29 protein-coding genes and 1 other annotated feature are annotated in these 26216 nt (G+C 60.2%); of the genes, 3 read left to right on the plus strand and 26 right to left on the minus strand.

Annotation, left to right across the window (positions count from 1 at the left end):
- The first annotated feature begins 18 nt into the window (after positions 1-18).
- Positions 19-546 carry a PTS glucose transporter subunit IIA gene (locus B5G28_RS01475; protein ID WP_087245727.1) on the plus strand — a complete coding sequence of 176 codons (528 nt, stop codon included), beginning with the start codon at positions 19-21 and terminating at the stop codon, positions 544-546.
- Positions 547-787: 241 nt separating this feature from the next.
- Here B5G28_RS01475 and tyrS read toward each other — a convergent pair whose 3' ends face one another.
- From tyrS to B5G28_RS01590, 24 genes are all read right to left on the minus strand, one after another.
- Entirely contained in the window at positions 788-2008 is a 1221-nt protein-coding gene (gene tyrS / locus B5G28_RS01480) for a tyrosine--tRNA ligase (protein ID WP_087245729.1), read from the minus strand.
- A 71-nt stretch (positions 2009-2079) separates the two neighbouring features.
- Positions 2080-2339: a binding site (T-box leader), on the minus strand.
- A 147-nt stretch (positions 2340-2486) separates the two neighbouring features.
- Entirely contained in the window at positions 2487-4160 is a 1674-nt protein-coding gene (recN, locus tag B5G28_RS01485) for a DNA repair protein RecN (RefSeq protein WP_087245731.1), read from the minus strand.
- Between the two features lie 22 nt (positions 4161-4182).
- Positions 4183-4671, minus strand: a complete 489-nt coding sequence (locus B5G28_RS01490; protein WP_087245733.1) for an arginine repressor — start codon at positions 4669-4671, stop codon at positions 4183-4185.
- A gap of 217 nt (positions 4672-4888) precedes the next feature.
- A complete protein-coding gene (locus B5G28_RS01495) occupies positions 4889-5740 on the minus strand; it encodes an NAD(+)/NADH kinase (protein ID WP_087245735.1) in 852 nt (283 codons plus the stop codon).
- Between the two features lie 39 nt (positions 5741-5779).
- The gene (locus B5G28_RS01500) at positions 5780-6583 is read right to left on the minus strand and encodes a TlyA family RNA methyltransferase (protein ID WP_087245737.1); all 804 of its coding nucleotides are present in this window, start codon (positions 6581-6583) and stop codon (positions 5780-5782) included.
- 2 nt (positions 6584-6585) lie between these two features.
- Complete coding sequence (dxs, locus tag B5G28_RS01505; protein WP_087245739.1) at positions 6586-8466, minus strand: 1-deoxy-D-xylulose-5-phosphate synthase; 1881 nt, start codon at positions 8464-8466, stop codon at positions 6586-6588.
- A gap of 31 nt (positions 8467-8497) precedes the next feature.
- Positions 8498-8977: a divergent PAP2 family protein gene (locus B5G28_RS01510; RefSeq protein WP_087245741.1), complete on the minus strand. Its 480-nt coding sequence runs from the start codon at positions 8975-8977 to the stop codon at positions 8498-8500.
- A gap of 46 nt (positions 8978-9023) precedes the next feature.
- Complete coding sequence (locus B5G28_RS01515) at positions 9024-9905, minus strand: polyprenyl synthetase family protein (RefSeq protein ID WP_087245743.1); 882 nt, start codon at positions 9903-9905, stop codon at positions 9024-9026.
- Complete coding sequence (gene xseB / locus B5G28_RS01520; protein ID WP_242956699.1) at positions 9902-10153, minus strand: exodeoxyribonuclease VII small subunit; 252 nt, start codon at positions 10151-10153, stop codon at positions 9902-9904. The genes B5G28_RS01515 and xseB overlap by 4 nt, the downstream gene beginning before the upstream one ends.
- Entirely contained in the window at positions 10131-11351 is a 1221-nt protein-coding gene (gene xseA / locus B5G28_RS01525; protein WP_087245745.1) for an exodeoxyribonuclease VII large subunit, read from the minus strand. Before xseA ends, xseB begins: the two co-directional genes overlap by 23 nt.
- Positions 11339-12277: a glycoprotease gene (locus B5G28_RS01530; protein ID WP_087245747.1), complete on the minus strand. Its 939-nt coding sequence runs from the start codon at positions 12275-12277 to the stop codon at positions 11339-11341. Before B5G28_RS01530 ends, xseA begins: the two co-directional genes overlap by 13 nt.
- The gene (gene nusB / locus B5G28_RS01535; protein WP_087245749.1) at positions 12274-12729 is read right to left on the minus strand and encodes a transcription antitermination factor NusB; all 456 of its coding nucleotides are present in this window, start codon (positions 12727-12729) and stop codon (positions 12274-12276) included. The genes B5G28_RS01530 and nusB overlap by 4 nt, the downstream gene beginning before the upstream one ends.
- Positions 12730-12814: 85 nt before the next feature.
- Positions 12815-13195, minus strand: a complete 381-nt coding sequence (locus B5G28_RS01540; RefSeq protein ID WP_087245751.1) for an Asp23/Gls24 family envelope stress response protein — start codon at positions 13193-13195, stop codon at positions 12815-12817.
- 321 nt (positions 13196-13516) lie between these two features.
- The gene (locus tag B5G28_RS01545; RefSeq protein ID WP_087245753.1) at positions 13517-14158 is read right to left on the minus strand and encodes a SpoIIIAH-like family protein; all 642 of its coding nucleotides are present in this window, start codon (positions 14156-14158) and stop codon (positions 13517-13519) included.
- 104 nt (positions 14159-14262) lie between these two features.
- Complete coding sequence (locus tag B5G28_RS01550) at positions 14263-14775, minus strand: stage III sporulation protein AG (RefSeq protein WP_242967425.1); 513 nt, start codon at positions 14773-14775, stop codon at positions 14263-14265.
- 5 nt (positions 14776-14780) lie between these two features.
- Entirely contained in the window at positions 14781-15260 is a 480-nt protein-coding gene (locus B5G28_RS01555) for a hypothetical protein (protein WP_087245755.1), read from the minus strand.
- Position 15261: 1 nt separating this feature from the next.
- Positions 15262-16356, minus strand: coding sequence for a hypothetical protein (locus tag B5G28_RS01560; protein WP_087245757.1), 1095 nt, complete (start codon positions 16354-16356; stop codon positions 15262-15264).
- A complete protein-coding gene (locus B5G28_RS01565; RefSeq protein WP_242967426.1) occupies positions 16338-16724 on the minus strand; it encodes a stage III sporulation protein AD in 387 nt (128 codons plus the stop codon). Before B5G28_RS01565 ends, B5G28_RS01560 begins: the two co-directional genes overlap by 19 nt.
- Before the next feature lie 10 nt (positions 16725-16734).
- Positions 16735-16929 carry a stage III sporulation protein AC gene (gene spoIIIAC, locus B5G28_RS01570; RefSeq protein WP_087228655.1) on the minus strand — a complete coding sequence of 65 codons (195 nt, stop codon included), beginning with the start codon at positions 16927-16929 and terminating at the stop codon, positions 16735-16737.
- 32 nt (positions 16930-16961) lie between these two features.
- On the minus strand, positions 16962-17447 hold the full coding sequence (locus B5G28_RS01575; protein WP_087245761.1) for a stage III sporulation protein AB: 486 nt from the start codon (positions 17445-17447) through the stop codon (positions 16962-16964).
- Positions 17444-18340, minus strand: a complete 897-nt coding sequence (locus B5G28_RS01580; RefSeq protein WP_087245763.1) for an ATPase, T2SS/T4P/T4SS family — start codon at positions 18338-18340, stop codon at positions 17444-17446. Before B5G28_RS01580 ends, B5G28_RS01575 begins: the two co-directional genes overlap by 4 nt.
- Before the next feature lie 157 nt (positions 18341-18497).
- Positions 18498-19727, minus strand: coding sequence for a SpoIVB peptidase (gene spoIVB / locus B5G28_RS01585; protein WP_242967427.1), 1230 nt, complete (start codon positions 19725-19727; stop codon positions 18498-18500).
- Positions 19724-20599: a hypothetical protein gene (locus B5G28_RS14915; protein WP_242967428.1), complete on the minus strand. Its 876-nt coding sequence runs from the start codon at positions 20597-20599 to the stop codon at positions 19724-19726. The genes spoIVB and B5G28_RS14915 overlap by 4 nt, the downstream gene beginning before the upstream one ends.
- Before the next feature lies 1 nt (position 20600).
- On the minus strand, positions 20601-22058 hold the full coding sequence (locus tag B5G28_RS01590) for a spore germination protein (protein ID WP_087245767.1): 1458 nt from the start codon (positions 22056-22058) through the stop codon (positions 20601-20603).
- Between the two features lie 101 nt (positions 22059-22159).
- On the opposite strand from B5G28_RS01590, the gene B5G28_RS01595 reads away from it, so the two are divergent.
- Together B5G28_RS01595 and B5G28_RS01600 are read left to right on the plus strand one after the other, a co-directional pair.
- Positions 22160-22855 (plus strand): YetF domain-containing protein, encoded by a 696-nt coding sequence (locus B5G28_RS01595; protein WP_087245769.1) that lies wholly within the window; start codon positions 22160-22162, stop codon positions 22853-22855.
- A gap of 16 nt (positions 22856-22871) precedes the next feature.
- Entirely contained in the window at positions 22872-23240 is a 369-nt protein-coding gene (locus B5G28_RS01600) for a DUF4363 family protein (RefSeq protein WP_158098833.1), read from the plus strand.
- 92 nt (positions 23241-23332) lie between these two features.
- Here B5G28_RS01600 and nrdR read toward each other — a convergent pair whose 3' ends face one another.
- Positions 23333-23794, minus strand: coding sequence for a transcriptional regulator NrdR (nrdR, locus tag B5G28_RS01605; RefSeq protein ID WP_087245772.1), 462 nt, complete (start codon positions 23792-23794; stop codon positions 23333-23335).
- A gap of 56 nt (positions 23795-23850) precedes the next feature.
- The gene (gene secF, locus B5G28_RS01610) at positions 23851-26169 is read right to left on the minus strand and encodes a protein translocase subunit SecF (RefSeq protein WP_087245774.1); all 2319 of its coding nucleotides are present in this window, start codon (positions 26167-26169) and stop codon (positions 23851-23853) included.
- Positions 26170-26216: the final 47 nt, after the last annotated feature.

The raw sequence follows: 26216 nt of genomic DNA on the forward strand, positions 1-26216 counted from the left end.
GATAAGGAGAAAAGCTTTATGGGATTCTTTTCCAATCTGTTCCACAAAAAAGAGGCTGCACCCGCACCCGCTGCAAAACCCGCCGCACCTGCCGGCGATAAGATCATCTACTCTCCCCTGGAAGGTGAAATGCGCATTCTGAGCGAGATCGATGACCCCGTCTTCTCCAGCGAAGCTCTGGGCAAGGGCTGCGCCATCGAGCCCTCCAAGGGCGAAGTGGTGGCTCCTTTTGACGGCACCATCGAGCAGGTCGCCGAGACCAGCCACGCTGTGGGCATGATGGGCGACAACGGCATCGAAATTCTGATCCATGTGGGCATGGACACCGTCGAGCTCAAGGGCAAGGGCTATGAGCCCAAGGTCAAGGTCGGCGACAAGGTCAAGAAGGGTCAGCTGCTGCTGAAGTTTGATATGGCTGCCATCTCGGCCGCAGGCTACAAGCTGACCACTCCGGTGGTTGTCACCAACACCGATGACTTCACCAGCGTCGAGCCCATCGCAACCGGCAAGGTTACCCAGGGACAGGATGTTGTCCTGGTTAAATAAGGCTTCCTTGTGGTGTAGGGATCTTTCATTGTGGAGGCGGGGCTTTTCGGAGCCCCGCTTCCCGCATGTCATCCCCTGTTCATAGGTTCCAACAAGCGGCGTCTCCCCTGCCCATCTGCGGCCGGGGCAAGGCGCCGCTTCTTTTCGTGCTGCAAATATGAAAAAGAGGAATCCATCCTGCACTTTTGAGGCACAGGACAGATTCCTCTTTTATGATTTTTATGGTCGCGGCAGCTTACACTTACAGGGTGATCTTGTGGTAGACCTTCTTGCCCTTCTTGATCACCAGGCCCTCGGCCAGCTGATCGGAAGTGAAGCTGGCGGTGGGAGCAGCCACCTTCTCGCCGTTGACCAGGACACCGCCCTGGGTCACCAGACGGCGGGCCTCGCCATTGGAGGCGGCCAGACCGGCCTTGACCATCAGGGTCAGGATGCCGATGCTGCCGTCGGTCAGGTCCTCAGCCGAGAGAACGGTGGTGGGCATATGCTCGGTGTCGGCGGCGTTGCCGCTGAACAGAGCACGGGCTGCATCCTGGGCCTTCTCGGCTTCTTCCTTGCCGTGGACCATGCTGGTCAGCTCATAGGCCAGGATCTCCTTGGCCTCGTTCAGCTTCTGATCCTTCCAGGTGCTCATCTCATCGATCTGCTCCAGCGGCAGGAAGGTCAGCATGCGGATGCACTTCATGACATCTGCATCGCCCACATTCCGCCAGTACTGGTAGAACTCGAAGGGACTGGTCTTGTTGGGATCCAGCCAGACGGCATTACCGGCGGTCTTGCCCATCTTCTTGCCCTGAGAGTCGGTCAGCAGGGTGATGGTCATGGCGTAGGCGTCCTTGCCCAGCTTGCGGCGGATCAGCTCGGTGCCGCCCAGCATGTTGCTCCACTGATCATCGCCGCCAAACTGCATGTTGCAGCCGTAGTGCTGGAACATGTAGTAGAAGTCGTAGCTCTGCATGATCATGTAGTTGAATTCCAGGAAGGATAGGCCTTTCTCCATGCGCTGCTTGTAGCACTCAGCACGCAGCATGTTGTTCACCGAGAAGCAGGCGCCCACCTCACGCAGCAGCTCAATGTAGTTCAGCTTGAGCAGCCAGTCGGCATTGTTCAGCATCAGGGCCTTGCCCTCGCTGAAATCAATGAAGCGCTCCATCTGCTTTTTGAAGCAGGCAGCGTTGTGGTCGATGTCCTCTTTGGTCAGCATCTTGCGCATATCGGTGCGGCCCGAGGGGTCGCCGATCATGGTGGTGCCGCCGCCGATCAGAGCGATGGGCTTGTTGCCGGCCATCTGCAGACGCTTCATCAGGGTCAGGGCCATAAAGTGGCCAGCGGTCAGGCTATCGGCGGTGCAGTCAAAGCCGATGTAGAACGTGGCTTTGCCCTCGTTGATGACGTCGATGATCTCCTCATCGGTGATCTGGGCCACCAGGCCGCGGGCCTTCAGTTCGTCGTAGAGTTTCATGAAAACATACCTCCTGTGTCTCACTTCGGGCAGAGGGCAAAAAGAAACACCCTCCGCCAACCTTAAAATTGGCAGAGGGCGAGAAATTCGCGGTACCACCTCTGTTTGCTGCCCCCTCACGGATGACAGCCTCACAAGTGCAACCCCCTCAGAGTATAGGAGTACACTCTGCGTCTATAACGCTCGCACGCGGCGGGGCCTACTGAGATAACATCTGTTCAGCCTGCAGCTCCGGGAGGTAGTTCGCCTGCGGCTCTGCACGCCCCTTTCACCAACCGGGGCCTCTCTGGGCAGAGCGCATCAGGGTACTTGTTCCCATCAACGCCTTTACAAGTGTTAATTGTAAAGGAACTATCCGCAAATGTCAAGAGGTAAAATGACCGTTTTGTTTTTTGAGCACAAACAAAAAGAGTGACCCTCCCAAAGGGGCCACTCATTGGCTTCCATTTTCCTTCTTATACGGGCGCGCGGGAATCCCTCATTTTGCTTCCTGCTCCGCCAAGGCCAGCATCTCCCGGGCGTTGGCGCGGGAAAGTTCGGTCACATGGTCGCCCGAGATCAGATGGGCCAGGGCGTCCACCCTGCCCTCAATATCCAGAGGCATCACCTGGGTATAGGCCCGATCCCCTTCCACCCGCTTTTGAATCAGCATATGGCAGTCAGCCAAAGCTGCGATCTGCGCGGTATGGGTGATGCAGAGAATTTGATGGCCTTTGGCACTTTGCCGCAGAACCTGTCCAATTTTTCCTGCCGCCTTGCCCGAGACGCCGCTGTCAATCTCATCGTAAATGACGGTAGGAACGGCATCCCGGTCAGCCAGAGCATTTTTGATGGCCAGGGTGATGCGGCTCAGCTCACCGCCCGATGCAATCTTGGACAAAGGCTTGGGCGGCTCACCGGGGTTGGTGGCAATGTAAAACTCAAGGCTGTCCTGGCCGTGGCTGGCCAGCGGCCCCCGGCTATGGCGGAGGCTCAGCCGGACCCCCGGCATGTTCAAAAAGTCCAGAGTATCCGAAATGCGGCGGTTCAAATCTTCAAAGGCCCGCAGGCGGGTCTGGGTCAAAATTTCGGCCGCCTCCCGTGCCAGACCATAAAGCCGCAGCTTCTCGGCCTGAAGGCGCTGGTGGTGTTCCTCGGAGAACTGGATGCGTTCCAGCTCCTCCCGCGCCTTTTCTCCAAAGGCCAGAACATCCTCCACCGTGTCGCCATATTTCCGTTTGAGCTTATAGATCAGATCCAGTCGCTGCTCGATTTCATCCAACTCACCGTCGTTGCTCTCGTAGTCCTCCAGGCGGGAGGCCAGATCGGCGGACAGATCCTTGGCGGTATAATACAAATCCAACAGCTGGCCGGCCCCATCTGCCAGACTTTCGTCCAGCTGAGCGGCCGTGTCCATGGCATTGGAGGCTTCTCCCAGCAGGTCCACCCCGCCGGCGGCCTCATCACCGCCCGAAAGGGCGGCATAAGCCCGGGCAATCTGTTCCCGAATGGTGGACGCATTGGCCAGAACCTTCCGGCGGCTTTCAAGGCTTTCCTCCTCGCCGGCAGTCAGAGCCGCGTCGTCAATTTCATTGACCTGATACTGGAGCAGATCGGTCTTGCGGCGCTTTTCCTCCTCATCGGTGATGAGGCTGTCCAGCTCCCGCTTGACGGCGATCAGCTCCTTGTAAATTTTGTAATAGTTCTGAAACTCGGTGCGGTTCTGGGCGTAATCGTCCAAAATTCCCTCGTGGTGCGCCGGGTTGAGCAGGCCCACTGAGTCATGCTGGCCGTTGATGTTAATCAGCCCGCCGCACAGTTCCCGCAGGATGGCCGCCGTGGCGGGCATCCCGTTGATGCGGCAATTGCTCTTTCCATCGGCTGTGATTTCACGGGTCAGGAGCAGTTCTTCACTGCGCTCATACCCCGCTTTTTCCAGGCTGTCCTGGACGGCGGCAGGCACCTCCTCAAAGGCTGCGCGGATTACCGCCTTGGAGGCTCCGGACCGCACCAGCTCCCGGGAGGTTCGATTGCCCAGGATGGCGTTGATGGAATCGATCAGGATTGACTTGCCTGCGCCGGTCTCGCCGGTCAGCACGTTCAGCCCTTTTTCAAAGTGGACATCGGCCTTCTGGATGACGGCCACATTTTCAATCTGCAAGCTGCTCAGCATTTCAATGCCTCATCTTCCACTTTTACTTGCGCACAATATAGCGTTCCAGCTCGGCGCTGATGTTTTTGGCGTCCCGTTCGGAGCGGACCAGCACCAAAAACGTGTCGTCACCCGAAAGCGACCCCACCACATTTTTCCACTGCATCGAGTCGAACACCTGGCAGGCCGCATTGGCCATACCGGAGTAGCACTTAATCATCACAATATGGCCGGCATAGTCCACCTGCAGCACCGACTCCCGGAAAATGGTCTCAAAGCGCTCCTGCACTTTGGGGTCATACCGGTCGCTGTGGCTGGACACATAGCGGTATCCCTCGTCGGTGGCAGCCTTCACCAGGCACAGTTCCCGAATATCCCGGGAAATGGTGGCCTGGGTCACCTCATAGCCCTCTTTGTTCAGGTACTCCTGCAGTTCTTCCTGACGGCTGATGGGATGTTCACGGATCAGCCGAAGAATGGCCTGCAGCCGTTCCGTTCTGGTTTTTGTATCTTCCTGCGGTTTGCGGCTCATGGGAATTCCGCCTCCTTCTCATTTACCTACCATAGACTTTTCAAACGGTTCAAAATCAACTTCCGGCGGGAATTTCTGCACTTGGAATGCATCAGAGCCTGGGCAAGGTCAACACAGCTCCCCGCCCGGGCCCTTTCCTCTCAAAAACACCCGCAAAACCAACCCTCACATAAACTGTGAGCGTTTTCGTTCCGATCTGCAGCTTTAAAGCTGTCTGTTATCTCCTGCTGCGCAGTTTCTGGTCGATGGCCTGGAACTGTTCCGCCTTGCTGAACGTCACCAGCTGAATGACCTGATCCGACAGGCGGACCATGGCGGTCGCTCCTGCCCGGAGTGGGTAATTGTTGTCGCCGTCGCAGCTGATAAACACCTCATGATCGGCCACCTGCCCCACACAAATGTGGATTTTGCGCTCCTGTGCAAAGACCATGGCGGGGGTGGCCAGACTGTGGGGGCAGATGGGGGTGACCACAATGCCCTTGGTCTGGGAATCCAGAATGGGCCCGCCGGCAGCCAGAGAATAGGCCGTGGACCCGGTGGGGGTTGCCACGATGACGCCGTCGCCCCGGAAGTGTTCCACCAGAATGTCGTCGCAGTAAACGCTGAAATCAATGGCCTGCTGCAGACGGCCTTTGGTCACCACCACGTCGTTCAGGGCGTGGCCCTCCCAGGTCTCGTCCCCCAGCACCCGCACATACAGAAGCATCCGGGTGTCCAGGTTGAAGTGCCCATGAGCCACCGCGCTGAGCTTGGCCTCCAGCTCGTCCACCTCGCAGGTAGCCAGGAAGCCGCACCGGCCCAGGTTGATGCCCAGGATGGGCTTGTGATAGTTCAGGGTCTGGTTGGCTACCTGGAGAATGGTGCCGTCGCCGCCGATGGTCAGGATGACATCGGTATTTTCCAGGCATTCCGCAAAAGGCAGATACTGCACACCGGCAATGTTGCAGCTGGGGCGGAGCTCCTGATCCATCAGGACGGCGGCGCCGTGGGTCTGAAGAATCTGAGCCGCCCGCAGAGCGACTTCTCCGGCCGAGCTTTTGCCGGTGTTGGGGGCAATGTAAACCGTCATAGGGTCCCACCTCCTGGTTGGGGCTGCCGTAAAAATCGGTCAGCGGTCGAGGGTTTGGTGGCTGGCCGCCACCACAGCGGCGGCAGCCTCCTCGTCCAATGTACAGGGTTCTGTGCTCTTTTCCACAAACATCAGATACTCGATGTTGCCCTCGGGTCCCTTCACCGGGCTGAAGTCCAGGCCGCGCACCGCGAAGCCGTTGGCGGCGGCATAGCCCATGGCGTTGAGGAGGACCTCTTTGTGGGTGGCGGGATCACGGACAACGCCGTTCTTGCCCACCTTTTCCCGGCCGGCTTCAAACTGCGGCTTTACCAGGCAGACGCCCATGGCGTCCGGCGTGGTGACCGCCTGCGCCACCGGGAAGATATGGTGCAGGGAGATGAAAGACACATCCACACTGAAAAACTCCACCGGCTCCTCCAGCTGGTCGGGCGTCACATTGCGGATGTTGGTCCGCTCCATATTGACCACCCGGGGATCGGTCCGGAGGCTCCAGGCCAGCTGGCCATAGCCCACGTCCACCGCATACACCTTGGAGGCACCGTTCTGCAGCATGCAGTCGGTGAAGCCGCCGGTGGATGCGCCGATGTCCATACACACCTTGCCCTTGGGGCTGAGGGGGAACACCTGCATGGCCTTTTCCAGCTTGAGGCCGCCGCGGCTCACATAGCCGATATCATGGCCCCGCACTTCCACCACGGCGTCCTCTTTCACCATGTCGCCGGCTTTGTCTGCCTTCTGGCCATTCACATAGACCACGCCGGCCATAATCATCGCTTTGGCGCGCTCCCGGCTCTGGATCAGGCCGTGCTGCACCAGATATTGGTCCAATCGAGTTTTCAAGATTACTGCTCCTTTTTCTCTGTCAGGGCTTTCTCCACATCCTGAACCAGGTGTTCTTCGTCAAGGCCCAGGATCTTTTTCATCTGGGGAACGGTGGCATGGGTCAGCTTGTTGTTATCCACCGCCCGGTGGATAAAGGTGCCATGCCATCCGCGTTCCGCGAGGCAGGACACCAGCTGTTCCCCGATGCTGCCGCGCTGGACGCACTCTTCTGCAAACAGAATCACGCCAAATCGTTCGATATCATGCAGAAAATCATCTGTAAAGGGGAATATCTTTACAAGCTTGCAGACGCTGCAGGGAATGCCACGCGCCTCCAAATGGCTGCCGGCGGCCAGGACATCCTCCACTTCGCTGCCATAGCTGACCAGAACGGCCCGGGCCTCCGGCGAGTTGATCAGGAAATCATACTCCCGGCCGGTGCAGCCATACTGTGCCAGAACGTCCGCTTCCCCGCCCCGGGGATATCGGATGGCCTGGGGGCCGGTGAAATCCTGGCCCAGCAGTTTGATCAGCCAATAGCGCAGCTCAGCGTAATTGGAAGGCGAATAGGTGGGAATGCCAATCTGGCTCAGGAAAGCCGGGTCGTAAACACCCTGATGGGTCTCCCCGTCCGCCGGCACCAGGCCGGCCCGGTCAATGGCAAAGAGAACCTTGACCTTCAGCAGTTCCACATCGTGGATGATCTGGTCATAGGCCCGCTGCAAGAAGGTGGAGTAAATGGCTGCCACCGGGATCATCCCCTGGCTGGCAAGGCCAGCCGCAAAGGTGATCTCATGCTGTTCCGCCATGCCCACATCAAAGAAGCGATTCGGATACGCATGGCCAAAGAACTGCAGCCCGGTGCCATACTTCATGGCTGCGGTGATGGCGCAGATTTTGGAGTTAGCTGCGGCTGCTTCACACAGGGCCTTTCCGAAAATGGTGGAGAAGGATGCCGGTGCAGCCACCTCGGGGTCCGGAATGACGCCCGGTTTGGCCCCGGAAACGCCATGGTATTCACCGGGGTTCTCTTCCGCCGGCTGGTAGCCCTTCCCTTTTGTGGTGACCACATGGAGGAAAAGCGGCCCTGAGCGGACCATGATGTTCCGCATGGTCTGTTCCAGTTCCCGGACGTTGTGGCCATCCAGAGGGCCCAGGTACTGGAACCCCATGTCCTCAAACATGGTGGAATCGTACATGGACCGCCGGATGATGGTTTTTGTCCGGCGCAGGAATGCCCGCAGGGGCGGCCCCACCACCGGGATCTCACTGAGGGTATCACTCAAATGGCGGTTCATCCGGAAATACTTGGGATTGGCCCGCAGGTGGGTCAGATACCGGGCCATTGCCCCCACGTTTTTGGAGATGGACATCTTGTTGTCGTTCAGGATGACCATCAGGTTGTTCAGGGAGGCAATGTTATTCATTCCCTCGTAGACCATGCCGCCGGTGAAAGCGCCGTCTCCGATGACGGCCACCACCCAGCCCGGCTCACCCTTGAGCTTTTTGGCCCAGGCCATACCTATTGCCAGGGAAAGCGCGGTATTGCCGTGGCCCGCGATGAAGGAATCGTGGACGCTCTCCCGAGGATTGGGAAAGCCGGAAATCCCATCCAGCTGCCGCAGATGGGCAAAGCCGGCCTTGCGGCCGGTAAGAAGCTTATGAGTATAGCACTGATGCCCTACATCAAAGACAATTTTGTCCTGGGGCGAGTTGAGCGCCCGATGCAGGGCCACCGTCAGCTCAATGGTGCCGAGATTTGAGGCAAGGTGCCCGCCGGTGCGCAGAACGCTGTCCACCAGGAAGCAGCGGATCTCCTCGCACAGTTGGACCACCTGCGTCTCACTCAGCTGTTTGACGTCCTCCGGACCTGTAATCGCATCCAGCAGAGGTGTATCCATCCTATCGTCACCTAACTCTCTGTTGTTTCCATTAACCGACCATCACGGACAGCGGATACAAAAAACCCACAACTGCCCCGACGATCATGCCTGCGTAGACCTGCAGGGGGGTGTGGCCCACCATTTCCTTCAGGTGCATGTTCTGCAGGAAGGGAGAATGGCGCTCGCCCTCCTCCAGCCACATCTCGATGATGTTGTTCAGGACTTTGGCCTGCTCGCCGGTCTCATGACGGACGCCCATGGCGTCGTGCATGGTGATGATGGCGATCACGCATGCAATGGCAAACAGAGAGGAGTGCACCCCCTCGATCCGGCCGGTGGCCACCACCATGGCACAGACCGTCGCGCTGTGGGCGCTGGGCATGCCGCCGTCCCCTACCATACGCTCCAGCTGCAGTTTGCCTGCCAAAATAGAGCTGATGGTGGTTTTCAGCAGCTGGGCTGTCAGCCAGCCCAGAATCGAGACGGTCAGGATCTCATTCCAAGACAAAATGTTTCGAATCAATTCCATCGTCCGCTTCCCTTCTTTTCCTAAATCATTTTTTCTGCAGCAAAAATCAGCTGCGCCGCTCCAGCATGGCTACTGCCAGCTGTTCCAGGAACGCTGCCTTTTCGCCAAAGGCCGTATGTACGGCCTCGCATGTGTCCTGATTGACCTGTTGTGCCAGAGTCATGGCGCCGTCCGCGCCATAGAGGGTCACAAAGGTCGTCTTGCCGTTGGCCTGGTCACTGCCGGCCGGTTTGCCCAGCTGCTCAGTGGTGGCGGTGGCATCCAGGATATCATCGATGATCTGGAACACCAGCCCCAGGCCAAACGCATACTGTTCCAGCGCCTCCCGCTGGGCAGCGTCGGCGCCGGCTGCTGCGGCGCCCATCTGGACGGCCGCATTGATGAGGGCGCCGGTCTTGTTGCGGTGGATCTGAAGCAGCTGGCTCTCGGTGGTGTCCAGAACCTCATACTTCAAATCCAGCTCCTGGCCGTAGACCATGCCGCGGCTGCCTGCACCAGCTCCCAGAGCCCAGGTCGCCTGGATGCAGACCTCCGGCGAGGCGGGAGCCTGCGCCACCGCCTCAAAGGCCTCAGTCAAAAGAACATCTCCGGCCAGCAGCGCCGTCGCCTCTCCAAACGCCTTGTGGCAGGAAGGGCGACCGCGGCGCAGGTCGTCGTCGTCCATGCAGGGCAGATCGTCATGGATCAGAGAATAGCAGTGCAGCATCTCCACCGCGGCGGCAAACTGTTCCGCCGCTGCATCGTCGCCGCCCAGCATATCGCAGACACTGAGCACCAGCACTGCCCGCACCCGTTTGCCGCCGCCCATCAGGCTGTAGCGGGCTGCCTGGCAAACCTGCGACTCGGCCGGCAAATACCGCCGGCAGGCGTCCTCCAGCGCCCGTTTCGCCCGGGCTAGGTAAGCATCATACTGCTCCTGGTAATTCATGTCTGTTCCTCCACGTCTCTTTCCACATCCAGCCCGTTCTGGGCCTTTTCCGCGGCCGCCAGCCGGCCGTCTATCTCGTCGATCTGCAGGGATACCTTGCCCAGCGTCCGGCTGCAGTATTCCACCAGGCCGGCAGCCTCGGCATAGAGTTTCACCGAGTCGGCCAGGGTGGTTTCTTCGCTCTGCATCTTGGCAAGGATATCTTCCAGTCGGGACATGCCTTCTTCAAATGTTTTGGGTGCTTTCATCGGTTTCCTCCACTGCTGTGACAAGGCATTGGGCCCGGCGATGGGCGGTGATGAGCTGAATGGTCTCCCCTTCCACCAGCTGGTCCGCCGGACGGATTTTGCCATCCGCGCCGGCCACCATTCCGTAGCCACGGGCCAACACCTGATAAGGACTCAAAGATGCGGTCAGCTGGACCGCGTGGGCCAGCTGACGGTTTTTGTCCTTCCAGCATATGCGGCTGTTGGTGCGCAGTGCCTCACCCAATGCCGCAAGATCTGTTTTACCTGCGTACAGTTTTCGCCGCGGCAAGTCACCGGCCAGGGCATCTGCACAGTCTTTGCATTTAGTATAGCATATTTCCCGGCGTTTTTGCATATTTTTATGCATATTTCTTTGGATTTCCCACAAATGCCGCTTCTGCTCCTCCCGGTCGGGCACAGCAAGCTCGGCGGCAGCCGAGGGCGTCGGGGCGCGGCAATCGGCCACAAAGTCCAAAATGGTGTAGTCAATCTCGTGGCCGATGGCACTGATAAGGGGAGTCTTGCAGCGGTAAGCTGCCCGGGCGATGACCTCGGCATTGAACACCCACAGGTCCTCCCGGCTGCCGCCGCCCCGGGCCACCAGGATCTCATCCACGCCCAACCGGTCCAGCCGGCCGATGGCAGCGGCAATTTCCTCCGCCGCCTCAAATCCCTGGACATTCACCGGGCAGAGAATCAGCCGCACCGCAGGCCACCGGCGGCCAATGACGTTTTTGATGTCCTGCAGCGCGGCGCCGGTCCGGCTGGTGACAAGGCCGATCCGCTCCGGGAACGCCGGCAGCGGCTTTTTGTGTTCCGGGGCAAAAAGACCTTCGGCCTGCAGCTTGGCCTTGAGCTGTTCCAAAGCCAGCTGGGCCTCCCCGATTCCATCGGGAAACATGGCGTTGACATAGACCTGAAAGGCACCGTCCCGCTCATACAGGGTCACGCGGCAGCGGACCACCACCCGCATTCCCTCCTGGGGTCGAAAAGCCAGCCGCTGGGCGTCCGAGCGGAACATCACCGCCTTGACGCTGCACTGGCCGTCCCGCAGAGAAAAATAGCAGTGGCCGCTCTTGGCGTTCTGGACAAAATTGGCGATCTCGCCCCGGAGGGCGAGGTCATAGAGTATGTCGTTGCGGTCCAGCAGGGTTTTCACATAGCGATTCAGGGCGGTGACGGTGATTACTTCAGCCATAAACCAGCCTCCCGGGCGGCGAGCATGGACACGCCCATGGCGTTGTCGCTTGCAAACTGAGCCGGCACAAACATCACAGCCGGCAGGCGTCTCTGGACCCATTCCCGAATGATCCCGCTGCTCATAACGCCGCCGGCGCAGACCACCGGCAGGTCGGGATAGACCTTCAGGGCGGCACGGGTCATTTTGACCACCGTATCGGCCACGCAGAGCAGGCAGTACTTGCAGACATAGGCCGGGCTGCGGCCCTGGTCCAGCAGGGCGGTGCACTGGTTTTCCAGCCCCGAAAGGCTGCATGTCATCCCCTTGACGGAAGATTTCGGTTTGATTTCCTCCTCACAAGAGGCCGCCAGCCGGGACACCTCGGCCCCGGCCGGAAACGCAAACCCCAATTTCACCCCCAGGCGGTCCACCGCCTGGCCTGCATACAGGTCACTGCTGGAGCCCAAAAGCTCAATCTGCCGGACCTGGTCGCAGAGGAGCAGATCGGTGGTGCCCCCCGAAATATGGAACAGCAGCACTTTTTGGTCGAACAGTTCCGCCCCTTTCGCGGCGAACAGCGCCGCGGCAGCATGGCCCTGCTGGTGGGTGGTGCGAATCAGGGGAATGTCCCGGGCCAGGGCAAAGGCCTGCCCGGCATTGACCCCCGCCAGAAAACAGGGCATATAGCTGCCCTCCACCGGGCGGGGCTTTTCGGAGACGCCCACCGCAGAAATTTGGGTCAGGTCAAATTCCGTTCCCAGTTCTGCCAGCATTCCGGGCAGGGCGGCGGTGTGATGAAAGAGTGCGTCGCTCTGGCGCAGCCCCAGCTGGCCCTCTTTCACCGGCAAAAAACGCTTTTTTGCGCAAACAACCTCCCCGGCTGTATCAAAAACAGCCAGAGAGGTCGCATAGTTGCTGGTATCAATGCCCAGTGTATAGCTCACGACTTTGCAGGCTCCTCCTGTGCGTCGATGTCCTCATCGACAAGGCCGGACTCACGGGCAACGCTGCCCAGCAGGCCATTGACGAACTGATAGTCCTCTTCTGCGCCGTATTTCTTGGTGAGCTCCACCGCCTCGTTGATGGCAACGCTGGGCTTGTGCTCCTCACCATACAGCATCTCGGCAATTGCCAGGCGCAGGATGGTGATGCTCACCCGGGGAATGCGCTCCATGGCCCAGCCCCGCAGATGATCCCGGATCAGGTCATCCACTTCGGCCGAGTGGTCATAGTAGGTGCGCAGCAGGCAGGCGCCAAAGGCATCCACCGGATGCTCCTCATCATTTTCACGGTTGGCTTCCAGCGCCTCATCAAGGGGCAGCTCGCCGAACGTCTGAGAAAAGGCCAGCAGGAACGCATTCTCGCGGGCCTGGCGGCGAGGCATCAGATTTTCCATAGTATTCCTCTCACAACATCAAAGTCCTCTCTGCAGGACGCACCTGCAGAGAGGCCGGTTTTTCTGGTTTGATTCTATTTTGGGGTTATTCAGCGGCTGCGTCCGCCTGCTCGGCGGCAAGGCCTGCAATGATCAGGTTGACCCGGCTGACCGTGACCCGCGTCATGTTCTGGACGGCGTTCTTCACGTTCTTCTGGACCTTTTCGGCCATGACCGGAACGCAGGTGCCAAAGCGGACGATCAGGTTCAGGGTGATGTCCGCCGTGCCTTCCCGCATTTCCACCGTGACCGGCGACTGAATGTTGACGATCTCCAGCAGCTCCTTGGCCTTTTTGCTCTGCTGTCTGCCGCAGGAAACATCAGCCACCCCGTCAATCTCCATTGCTGCACAGCGGGCGATCTTGGCGATGACGTCGGTAGAAATCTGAAGGCTCCCGCCCATAAGATCCATGTTCTGCATATCCATTCTACGGTCCTCCGTTCATTCCGGCTCGATTGAATGCTGTTGCTTGTGTCAGGCTACTGCACACCCCGGCCTTTGTTTTGTTCTGCCCCGCACCACAGCTTTCGCCGCGGCTCCCGGCGCCAGCCGGCATCCCGCCTGCTGGGCGCTGTCCGGATTTTGGGGGCAATGAACCATTCTGCAGTTATTATACCATCCTTTTTTCATTTTCACAACACTCAGACCATCAAAAATGTATTTTGAAATTGGACTGACTGCCAAAAGCTTCTCTTTATGCCGGTCTGTATCGCGCTGGAACGTGCCCTTTCGGCAGAAAGGTGATTTTTACTTCACCTCCACCACCGTGATGTTCTGGGCGGTCACGTTGCTCTTGCTCATGACGATATCCCGGATCTGTGCCACCTGGGCCGCTGTCAGAGCCTCCCCCGAGGTCATCACCGTCAGATCGGCCCGCCCCGACTGGAGGAAGCACAGGCAATCGGCAAAGCCTTTGGCCTTGATGAGGGTCTCGATCTCATTTTCAGCATTGATGTCCTCCAGATTGGCAGTCATCTGTGCGGTGTACTCCGCCTTCTCGGCGTCGGACAGGGAGGAATTTTTGAGGGTCTTTTGGATGGTGTCCAGGGCCTCGTCATGGGCCTTTTCCCGCTTGAGGCGGGCTTCATCAAAGAACTGGCTGCCAGTGTCGTTGGCCACGCTGACCAGCTGGGCCTCGCCATAATTTTTGTTGGCAGCCGATGCGGCCTCGGCCTCAGTGAGCAGAGCGTCGGTCACCTGCCCCGAGCTGGAGGACGAAGAATCCGACGCCGCCGACGATGCGGAGGAGGTGGCCGCGGCGGCGGTCTCCACCGCCAAGGTGTCCATATCGGTCCGGGCATACTGCCAGTTCAGGTAACAGGCCACCGCCAGCGCGGCAGCCAGCGTCACAGCAGTGGCACGGCGGGTATTTTTAGCCATACTTCTCATACAATGGTTCCTCCCTCAGGTTTGTTGCAGTTTTCGCATTTGCAGAAGAATATGCAGGCATCACCGGGGCAATACCGGCGCGGGATATTTGTGCTCAAAATGTACTAGCTGCGCTGCTCCACGCAGATCCGGTTGGACGGCACATCCAGCAGTGCGGAAACCAGCGCGGTGATCCGCGCTTCCACCCCCACGTCGCCTCCTCCGTCACAGACAACCGCCACACCGCAGACGGTGGGCAGATAGACCGTCTCCTCCAGAGCGGTGCCGTCCTCCAGCAGGACGTGGGTCTGCTGGCTTTGGTCCCCGCCGGTCTGGGTATCCGTTGCATAGATCCTCTCCTCCCCGCTTTCCAGTGTAATCATGACGGTAGTCTCGCCTGCCCCGTTGATCTGTTCGATCAGGGCGGCCAGCTGGTTTTCCAGGCTGGCCCGGTAGGAGTCCGCGGTCTGCACCGTCTCCCTTCCGGGCGGGGCGGCGGGACCGTCGGACGCGGGCCACAACTCGCTCAGCAGGATCAGCAGCATGGCAGCGATCCCCAGTAGGACAGCCAGAGAGGCGGCCCGGGGCTTTTCTCTTGCCCCTTTCATCCAGCCTGTCAAACGTTCCTGCAGGGCCATTGCGTTCACCCTCCTTCCGCCTGTCCGGTCCAGGCAATGGCTTCCGTCCCGGTTTCCAGCGTGTTGCAGAGCAGCTCCTGCACGGCAGTGCGGTCCTGCGGGGTGGTCCCGGCGGGGGCGGACACTTCCGCCCGCACCACCTGTACACCGGTCTGTGTGGACGCCAGCACAATATCCAGAGTCACAGCCAGACCGGTCTCCTCCGCAATCTGTGCTTCCAACTGGTCAGCAAGGCTGCGCTGGGTCTGCTGCAGGACAACATCCTCCATGGTGCCAAAGCTCGCGGCCGGCACATCGGGCGGCGCAAAGGAGGCCACCCCGGCCCGAATGCTGGGCAGGGCATGAAAAAGGGCTACTAGAATATATAGCCCCGCCGCGGCCTTTATGCACTGGCGGCCCCAGACGTCTCCCAGCAGCCGGCCCACCAGCTCGGCGCAGATGCAGGCGGTGCAAAACACCGCCACCGCTGTCTTGAGCTGCTGCATCTCAGCCACCTCCCACCATAAACAGCAGCGCTGTTCCCAGCACTGCAATCCCAAAAACAAGGGCTGTGGCCGCCGCCAGCCCCTGCACGGCCTCCCGCAGGCAGTTGAACAGGGCGGCACAGCGGCCGATCCCTGCCGCGCTGCACAGCATCTCACAGCCAAAGAGCAGCACCGCATGGACCATCAGAATCATGTACAAAGGCAGGAACTCTGCCGCCAGAAAAGCGATGGCCGCAAAGCCCAGCCCGCTCTTGAGCAGCTGGATGCCGCTCAGGACGGTGCTGGCGGCGTCACTGAGGCTCTGGCCGATGATGGGCACCGTGCCGGTCAGCAGCTGCCCCAGCTGTTGACTGGTCCGATCCAGCTGACAAGTAAAAATCCTTTGCAGGCCTAAAAGCGCTCCAAAAGCCCGTCCAGCCCAACTCAGCCCTTTGCGGAACAGTCTCCCCACCCCGCGGCAGGCAGCGGACAGCGCCGCCTCGGTACTGATGCAGCAGGCCGTACTCAGGGCCAGATAACAGTGCAGAAGGGGCGGCACCCAGCTGCAAAGAAGCTGGGTCAGCAGGCACAATCCGGAGAGAAAGAGCCCTCCCGCCGCGGCGGCCGCGGTGGCCTCTCCCCCCGCCAGCAAGACTCCCTCGTAAACCGGCACAAATCCCAGCAGGAAGACCCGCCAGCTGTCCAGCTTTTCACAGACCGTTTCTGCCAGCGCAGCCAGAGCCGTCCAGCACAGCAGTGCGCTGCCTCCCGCAGCGGCCAGGTCCAGCAGATCGGCCTTGTCCTCCCCCAGAAAAAAGGATATAAGCATCACCAGCAGCAGAAACAGAAAAACCTGGGCATAGCTGCCCACCGAGTCCCGCACAGTCCGCATCATATCCCCCGGAAGAAGCCGGCGCACCGCGTCCAGCGGGTCCTCCACAAAATCCTCCATCTCCACAGGGGCGTCGTCCAGATAGGGCTGCCAGCTCTCACTGCCCGGCAGCAAGGCCTGTCCGTCCTGTGTCCCGGCCGCCCGGGCCGCCGCCGGAGAACCAACCACCATCATCACTGCCAACGCCCCGGCAAGGATGGTGCGTTTCAACCGGTCAATTCCCATATCATTCCACAGACCTCCTCCAGCAGGGGCCAGAGCGCCGCCAGGGTCAGCACCCGGCCCGCAAACGCCGTACACCAGGCCAGGACCTCAGCTTCGGCCTCCTTGCAGATGGTGCAGGCATAATCGGTCAGGAGCAGGACGCCTGCACAGCGCAGCAAACTGGAAAACGCTATCCCATCCACCCGTCCGGCCAGGGCCGTCAGCCCTGCAATCATCCCCTGCAAAAAGAATACAAGGCGTCCCAGAATCACCACGCCTGCCGCCAGCGACAGCAGCATGGCAAAGGCGGGGGCCTGCCTGCACAGCAGGCCATACAGGAGCGCCGCGGCAACCGCCAGGCCCAGAGTGGGCAGCAGACTCTCCATCATTGCCGCAGCCCTAGAGGGCAAAGAGGGACTTGATGGTCACAAACAGGTCGCTGATCTGCTGCACCAGCATGGACAAAACCACCACCAATCCGGCCAGGGTGGTCATCATGGCCTGATCCTCCCGGCCCGAACGGATCAGCAGCTGGTTGAGGACCGCTACAATGATCCCTATGGCGGCTATCTTAAACACGAGGTCGATCTCCAAGCCCTTCATCTCCTTTTCGTTTGCCGTTTCCTTTACAGCACCAACAGCCCCAGCATCGCCCCCACCGCCAGGCCCAGCCGCCGGTCCAGGCTGGCGGAACGCTGTTCCTCCTCCCTGGCCTGGTTCAGGAAACCATCAAAGCGTTCCCGGTAATAGTCCAGACGGGCGCACTCCTGTTTGGCGTCGGCATGGCCCAGACCGCCAAAACAGGCGGCAAAACAGGCGGCTTCCTCTTCCCGAAGGGTGGAGGGCGGCTGCATCTGTCCAAAGCCTTCTGCATCGCGAAAAACCTTCTCCAGCGGACCGCCGGGGCTGCACCCTGCCGCGAGAACGGCATAAAGCCGGTTCAGGTCGGTACGGCGATAGGCAATTTCCTGTCGAAGGCGGGTCAGCAGTTCCAAGACCGCTTCCAGTGCGCGCCTCCGGGCGGTGAGCTTCTGCCGCCGGGCCTCCCCCACACAGAATCCTCCCACCGTCAAAAGTACGGCCGCCGTCAGGCGAAACACCGCGCCGCTCATAAGGCATACACCCCGGCAATCTGTCCCGGGGCTTGTCTGCCTGCCAGCTGGACGATGGCCCGCAGCATCTTCTGTTCCTTCATGTAAGTCACCTGGGGACGGCAGAGAGCTTCTTCCAGACTGGAGGCGTGGAGGCTGGCTATGTAATCCACGCCGCTGAAAAAGCCCTGTTCCAGGCCGCGCACTTCTTCCATGCCGCCCAGCTCATCCAGCAGAATAACCTGCGGCGCCAAGGTGCGCAATGCCATCTGAACCGCCTGTTCCTTGGGCAGGCCCGCCACAAAATCCACCGGCGGCCGGCTGATGTTTTGCGCCGCTGGCCAGAGTTCCTCCCGCTCATCAATCACCGAAACAGCTTTTCCCAGCCCCGCCAAAAAGGAAGCGATGCTCCGCAGCAGAGTGGTTTTGCCGCTGTCCGGTTCGCCGGACACCAGCAGACCGGTGAAATGCCCGTTCAGCATCTGGGTGAGCTGGGACGGCAGAACAGCCTGTTTGATCCGGGCAATCCGAATGTTGAGGGAATGCACCTCCTGCAACACCACCCCTTCCTGGGGATGAGAGAGATACCGCCCTCCCACGCCCACCCGATGCCCGCCGGGCAGCGTCAGATAGCCCTCGGCCAGCTCATTTTGATGGGTATGAACCGAACCCCCGCAGAGCGTATAGAGAATTTCCTCCATCTGGGCCTGGGTGGGACGCAGGTTTTGCAGCCCGGACGGGCAGCCGGACAGCTGCTGAGCCGGGCAGAGAGCTCCCCCGATGTTCAGCCAGACCGGACAGCCTACCCGCAGGCGCACCTCATGCACCCGGCCCGCCATCTCTGGTCTGACTGCGCCCAGCGGCTCCGCCAAATAGCCGGGCAGAGCCTTTACAGCCTGTTTGTATGCTTCCATGGTGTTTTCCTCCCCGGCGCGCCTTTGGCCGCCGCCCCGGTCTGTCCGGGTTACCACACTATATGGGACAGCCTGTCTGTTTAGAACTGCGTGTCCATCCCCAGCAAAAAAGACCGCCGAGCCGCAAAAGGCTTGGACGGTCTTGGATATGTCAGTCTCAATCGGCCAGCTGTTCGGCCTGGCTCAGCATGGTCTCTGCAAAAATGGCGTAGCCGCGGGTGGGATCGTTCACCAGAACATGGGTTACCGCCCCCACCAGACGGCCATTCTGGATGATGGGGCTGCCGCTCATTCCCTGAACGATGCCGCCGGTTTCAGACAAAAGGTCCGGATCGGTCACATGAATCACCATATTGCGGACCGACTCGGCATCGGAGACCTTTTCAATCTCCACGTCATAGAGCTTGGCGGTCTGGCCCAGGGTGGTGGTCAGAATCTGGGCCGGGCCGGTGACCACTTCCTGTGCAAAGGCCACTTCCATCTCCTGCCCTGCAAAGGCAGAGCGGGTTTCACCATAGACGCCGTTCTCGCCATTGATGGCAATGGTGCCCACAGCATGGCTGCCAATGAACTTGCCTTTCAGCTCGCCGGGGCTGCCGGCGGTGCCAATGGTGCAGCCTACAATCTCACAGGGGACAATTTCGCCGCTGCGCAGAGCAATGCTCTGGCCGGTATCTCCATCGCTGATGGAGTGGCCCAGACCGGCGAACACCTCATTTTCCTCATCAATAAAGGTCAGGGTGCCCACGCCGGCGGAAGAATCCCGCACCCACATGCCGGCACGCCATTCCCCTGCCAGCGAATCCCAGCATGGGGTGAGGGTAGTCTGCTGCTGTTCGCCGTTTCGGACATAGACCACCCGAACCGGCTGGCCGGCAGCCGCCTCCAGGGCAGCTTTCACCTGGTCGTTGCTCTCCGTATTGGTGTCCCCTATGCAGATCACCCGGTCACCCAGCCGCAGGCCCGCCTCTTTGGAGGGGTTGACCGGTGTGCCATTGGCGTCTGTGATGTCGGTAAAGCCCACCACGAGAGCTCCCTCCGAGAACATCTTCACTCCGAAGGGGGTGCCGCAGACGGTGACGGTCCGCCGGGGCGTGATGACCGCCTGTACGGTTTTGACCGGGAATACCCCCCCAATGGACAGGGTGGTCTGATAGCTGCCCACCGTCTGGGTGCTGACAACGTTCCGGGTGCTGCCGCTGCCCAAGGGCTCAATATAGGCAAAACGGGGCAACTGCAGAGCCTGCCCCGGTTCCAGAAGAATGTGATCGGGGAGGCTGTTGTACAGCCAGCCCAAAGCGACCGCCGATGCGGCCAGCAGATAGGCGGCACAAGTGCGCCGAATCCGGCGGCCTGCCCCGGCCTTGGAATTACTTTTCTTTCTCACGTTTGTGCTCCCTTGTTTTGATTCCTGATGCAGGCATTCTTTTCCATTCCGCTGTTGCGCTGCCAAAGCGTGCGCAGCACAAAAGCCAACAGACAAATCCTCCACAGAGCCGCCGCCAGCCACAGCAACAGCAGCAGCGCATCCAAACGGGAAAAATACCCCAGTGCCCAGGCCCGCAGCAACTCCAGACCGGAATAGTCCGGCCCGGCAGCCTGACCCAACACCAGTTCCAGCACAAAAGCATAGCCGGCCTGTACGGCATAACTCCAGAACGGCAGCAGGGCGCCGCGGCGCACCTTTTTCCCCTGGCAAAGGAGAGGCAGGGCAAAGTATTCCGGGTAAATCAAGATTTTGGGCCAGCCGTCCGCCCACAGCGAGGGGTCCTCTGCCCCAAAGAGCCGGTGCCAGTACATTTGGTCCCAGAGACCCGCCAGACAGGCCAGAATCCCGGCGGCCAGCAGCCACCAGATGGCCCGGGCCGAGCGGTCCAGGGCGCTGCCGTTCATCTGCCATGAAACCAACAGCAGAACCGGCAGCACAGCGATCAGGGCGTTGGAACCAAAATGTTCCCGGCAGACGATCTGCGCAGCAGCTATGGTGCGGCCGGTCTCCAGGGCAAACCAGGCAAAAAAGCCCCACCCTGCCAGCTTGGGCAAAAAGCCCTGACCGCTGAACAGATCAAACTTTTCAGCCAGAGCCGCAAACAGCCCTGCGGCGGCGGCCAGCCCCGCCGTACTCAAAAATCCCAGCAAAAGAATGCTGCGGGCCCCATAGGCCCCGGCGGAGCTGTAGAAACATTCGGCCAGGGATGCCGTTACCAGGCCCAGCCCCAGCGCAGAAAGAGAGAATCCTCTGTCTTGTTCCTGCTGCATCTCATCCCCTCCTCTGCCAGATGTTGAAGGGCTGGCGGGACATCTGCCGGTAGTCCCGCCGGATTACGCCATCGTCGGCCAGCGGTTTATGAGGGAACGGATGCTGTGCCAGATAAGGCACCCCCATGGCCGCCACTTCCGACAGACTGAACAGAAACACCAGAAAAACTCCCGCCAGTCCCACCGGACCAGCCAGCCCGGCGGCCGTCACAACCATCAGCCGCAGCAAGGTGGCCGGTTCATAGAGGGACGGGGTGATGAACAGCGCCACCGACGTGATGCAGGCGGTCAGGATGACCGGCGTACTCATCAGCCCGGCGGCCACGGCGGCGTCCCCTATAATCAGGGCCGCCACCAGGCTGACCGAATGGCCCAGCGACTGTGGCATCCGCAGGCCGGCCTCCCGGATGAGCTCCAGAATCAGAATCACCATCACCATCTCGGCAAACAGAGGCAGCGGCGTCCCCTGTTCGGCGGCGGCAATCTTGGAGAGGAGCTGGGGCGGGATCAATTCGGGCAGGTAGACCGCCAGGCAGACAAAGATCCCCGGCAGAAAAATGGTCAGGTAAAAGGACACGTATTTCAAAATGCGGATGAAGGAGGAGAAAAACGCCGTGGTGGCGTAATCATCCAGGCACTCGAAATTTTCTGCAAAGAGGGCCGGGAGAACCATGGCCGACGGGCTGCCGTTGACCAAAATCAGGATTTTTCCCTCGCAGAGCTTGGCGGCCGCCACAGCGGGCCGTTCAGTGTAGCTGACCGGGGTGAACAGCCGGTAGCGCACCGGCAGCAGCCATGGCACAAAGTAACTGGAATCCAAAAGCAGCTCGGGCCTGGCCTCCTTCAGAATCTCCCGCACCCTGGCCACCATCTGGGCGTCCGCCTTATCCCGCTGATAGCACAGGGCGTATTCGGTTTTCATGGTGGTGTCCGCCTGGGCCACCTCCATCACCAGGTTTTCGCTGCGGATCAGACGCCGCAGCAGGCTCAGATTGATTCGCAGCAGGTCCGAGAATCCCTCCCGGCTGCCGCGGAGATTTCCCTCCCCGGAGGGCTCCCCCACCGAGCGAAATTTCAGGTTCTGAACCGCAAAGGCCATCCCCTGTTCGCACCCGTCCAGCAGCAAAACCGCAAATCCCGCCGTCATCCGCATGATGACATCGTCCAGGGTCCGCGCCGGGGTACTCTCGGCCGGCAGATCGGAATGGTGCATCAGGTAATCGTACACCTGCTGGCCGGGGGCCGGGTTCTCCTCAAAATCGGTAAACTGATCCTCTCGGTTGACTGCGTCCAGCAGCAGGGTCCACAGGGACGAAAGGCTTCCCATGCCATCAAACAAAAGGATGGCCGCCGGACAGCCGCAGATGCTGATCTGCTTTGCATAATAATCGGCTGAGGCGCCAAACATGGTATTAAGCGCCGCCAGGTTCTCGCTGAGTTTTGTCGTGAGCTGCTGCATCCCTACAGTTTCACCGTCCTTTTCTGATTGCAAACCCAGTATGCCCGAAAGGCCCTGGATTCATACTCCCCCATTCCCACCCAAAAGGAGGACTGTTCCCTTTGAAGCTGCTGATCTTCCGCACCTTGTTGATTTATCTGTGCGTTCTGTTTGCCATGCGTTTGATGGGCAAGCGCCAACTGGGCGAATTGCAGCCCGAGGAGCTTGTCTCCACCATGTTGATCTCCAACCTTGCCTCCATTTCCATCGAGTCGGAGGAGGTGCCCATTACCGCCAGTCTGGTCCCTCTGTTTCTCATTGCGCTGCTGGAGCTGCTGAGCTCGGTGCTCAGCTTCTACAGTCAGGGCTTTTCCAATCTGGTGGCCGGCCGGCCCAAAACCGTCATTCAGAACGGCCGGATTGACCAGCAGGCTCTGCGGATGCTTCGTCTGTCCGCCGCCGATCTGTTGGAAGCTCTGCGCGCCAAGGACATTTACGACCCGCGGGATGTCTCCTACGCCATTGTGGAGACCAACGGCACCTTATCGGTGGCCCTCAAGCCGTCCAGGGAACCGGCCACCCTCTCGGACCTGGGCATTGCCGTCCAGCGGGCACAGGCCACCATCCCCTTTGTGGTGGACGGGCAGGTGCTGGCCGACAATTTACAGTTTTGCGGCAAGGACATGGACTGGCTGGAGCGCACCGCTACAGCCAACACCCTGATGGTCAGCGAAATTCTGCTTTTGCTGGGCAATGACACCGAGGACTACTTTCTGCTGCGAAAAGAAAAAGGCGCCCCTGCCAAGGGCGCCCAGTGACAAAGGAGCTGATACCATGAAACGGATCTGGCTGTGTCTTGGGATCACGCTGGGAATTTTCATATTGATGGGCTACAGCACCTTCAAAGTGCGGGCCTTTGCGGACCAGGTAACCGTCCAGGTGGAGGCCGCCGTCACCGCCCTGGGTCAGGACGATCTGCCTGCTGCCCATCAGGCGGTACTGGACGGGGCCGCCCTCTGCGAGGACATGCGCCGGAGCAGCGTCCTCTTTCTGCGCACCGAGGATTTCATCGAGCTGGAATCCAGCCTGCGGGTGGCCGCCAGCTATCTGGCCGAGGGTTCCCGGGAGGAAGCGCTGGGCGAACTGGGCCGGGCGGCTTTTCAGGCCGAGAGCATCGACTGGCTCACCCGGCGCTGGCTCTGAGTCCGCTTTTCTCCCCCGCTGACAGCAAAACAGCCCGGATGCGAAATTGCATCCGGGCTGTTTAAGGGTTTATGGAGTGGTTGGCCAGAGACTCAGGGCTTGCGGTCCTTCATCAGTTCTTCCAGCTCTGCAAAGAAGCTCTCCACATCCGCAAAGCGGCGGTAAACTGAAGCGAAGCGGACGTAGGCCACCTCGTCGATTTTTTTCAGCTCCTGCATGGCCAGTTCGCCGATCTGGACGCTGCTGACCTCCCGGTCATAGCCGTTGAGCAGGGTCTGCTCGATGTTGCTCACGGCCTGTTCCAGCTGTTCATAGCTGACCGGCCGCTGGGCACAGGATCGGAGCATCCCGTTCAGAACCTTCTGGCGGTCAAAGAGCTCCCGCGAGTTGTTCTTTTTGATGACCATCAGGGGCAGCGTCTCGACAGCCTCGTAGGTGGTGAACCGCTTGTGGCAGGCCAGGCACTCGCGACGGCGGCGAATCCGCTCGCCGTCTTCGGTGGGGCGGGAATCAATGACCTTGGACTCCTCGCCGCCGCAATAGGGGCATTTCATATCGTGTCCTCCATGTTGTCAAAGTGGTCCGGCCAGCCTGGCCAGCCGCCTGCAAATCAATTCTTGCGGCTGTCCTTCCGGCCGATCCAGGTAACCCAGGCCGAGGTGGAAACGCACAGCGAAGTATAAACGCCGCTGATCATACCCACCATCAGGGGGAATGCAAAGGTGAAGATACTGTCCAGGCCATAGAGCACCGAGACAATGCACATGACCGACAGGGCTGCCACCGTGGTGATGGTGGTCATCAGGGTGCGGCGGAGAGACTGGTTCAGAGACTGGTTCACCAGCTCACCGAAGGAGACCTTCTTGCCCAGGAGCTTCCGGTTCTCACGGATACGGTCGTAGATGACGATGGTATCGTTGACCGAGTAGCCCAAGATGGTCAGCAGGGCGGCAATGAAGTTGCCGTCCAGCGCCACACGCAGCACCACAAACACGCCGAAGATCACCATCAGGTCGTTCAGCAGGGCCAGGATGGCCATGGCGCCGCCGGTCAGGCCGCCGATGTTCTTGAATCGGAAAGCGATATAGATCAGGATCAGGGCCAGGGCAAAGACCACAGCCACCAGGCTCTTCTGCAGGAAGCGGGCGCCCATGGCGGGGCTGACGTTGCTCAGAGAGAGCTGGGCGAAATTGTTATCGGGGAAGCTCTCGGTCAGGTTGTCCAGCAGGCCGGCCACCTGTTCGGTGGTGACGGTCTCGCGGCCGGGCATCGAGATCTTGAGGGTATCCTCACCGGTGGCCACATTCTCGCCGGTCTGAATGGTCAGGCTGCTGCTGTCCAGAGCGGTCTGGGCAATCTGCTTGACCTCAGACAGGTCGGGGGTGCCCTCATAGCTCAGGGTAATCATGGCGCCGCCGGTGAACTCGGTATCCATCTTGACACCCAGCACCGCAGCACACAGGACGATCACTGCCATCAGGCAGGCGGAGAAGGTCAGGAATGCCTTGCGCTTGCCCACAAAGTCGATCTGCTTGCGCTCCTTGGGCTGCTTGTCTGCGCCGTAGAGCCAGGGGTTCTGCAGGGCCTTGATGGAGGCCGCACCGGCGATCATCACGCGGGTGCAGAACACGCCGAACACAAAGTTCAGCAGAACACCGGTGAGCAGCGTATAGCCGAAGGCGTAGATGGTGCCGGCGGTGGATGCGCCGAAGGCGAAGAACACGAAGTTCAGCAGCCGGGCAAAGAAACCGTCGGTGGGACCAAAGGCGCCCATCAGGACGATGGCCACAATCACGATGGTGACGTTGCCGTCAATAACCGGGGTCAGGCCGCGGGCAAAGCCGCTCTTGAGGGCGCCGGGCAGGGACTTGCCGTTGCGCAGCTCCTCCTTGATGCGCTCCGCCGTGATGATGTTGGCATCCACGCCCATGCCGATGGCCAGAATGATACCGGCGATACCGGGCAGGGTCAGGGTGAAGCTGTTGAACACCGGGAAGTAGCCCGAGACAAACGCCAGGGTCGCGGCCACCTGGCCCAGCAGGGCCACACAGGCCAGCGCGCCGGGCAGGCGGTACATAAAGATCATGATGGCAAAGATCAGGATGAAGGCGATGATGCCGGCATAGACCATAGCCTCCAGGCTGTTCTCACCCAGGGTGGGGCTGATGGTGGAGTAGCTGTCCACCGTCAGGGCAAAGGGCAGCGCGCCGGAATTGATCTGGCGGGCCAGGGTGACCACGTCCTCCCGGGTGAAGTTGGACCCGGTGATGACGGCCCGGCCATCGGTGATGGCCGAGTTCACGGAAGCCACGCTGATGTTCTGGTCGTCCAGCCAGATGCTGATGCTGCCGCCCTCCTGGTACAGGCGGGTGGTGGCGTCGCCGAAGGCGGCTGCGCCGTTGGCGTCAAACTCCAGAGCCACATAATACTCCGAAGCGCCGCCGTTGGTCACCGGGCCATACTGGGCGGTGGCGTTCTCCACGCTGGAACCGTCCAGAATCAGGGCGCCGTCGGCGCTGCTCCCCTCCCGGAAGGTCAGGTAAGCGGTGGTGCCGATCTCCTGGATGGCGGCCTCCGGATCAAATGCGGTCTCATCGGACTGCCAGGGGAACTCCAGGATCAGGCTGTCCTGGTTGTAATCTGCATAGAGCTCGTAGTCGGTGATGTTCAGGGCCACCAGACGGTTCTCGATGACCGACTGGGCTGCATCCAGCTGCTCGTCGGTGGCATCAAAGCCGTCGGAGGGAAGGAACGTCACATTGACGCCGCCCTTGATATCCACACCAAAGCGGATATCGGACACGCCTTTGATGTAGGTGGTCGTCACATCTCCGTACTTCACCGACACGCCGAAGAACGCGGTGAATGCAAACACCACGATCAGCAGCACCGTGACCACGAGATGCCATGCTCTGCCTTTTGTCTTCATAAAATTTTGGAAACCTCCCAATTAAATAACCTCCCGCCCGCCGGTTT

The sequence above is a fragment of the Faecalibacterium sp. An77 genome, from assembly GCF_002161315.1.
Lineage (GTDB): Bacteria > Bacillota > Clostridia > Oscillospirales > Ruminococcaceae > Faecalibacterium.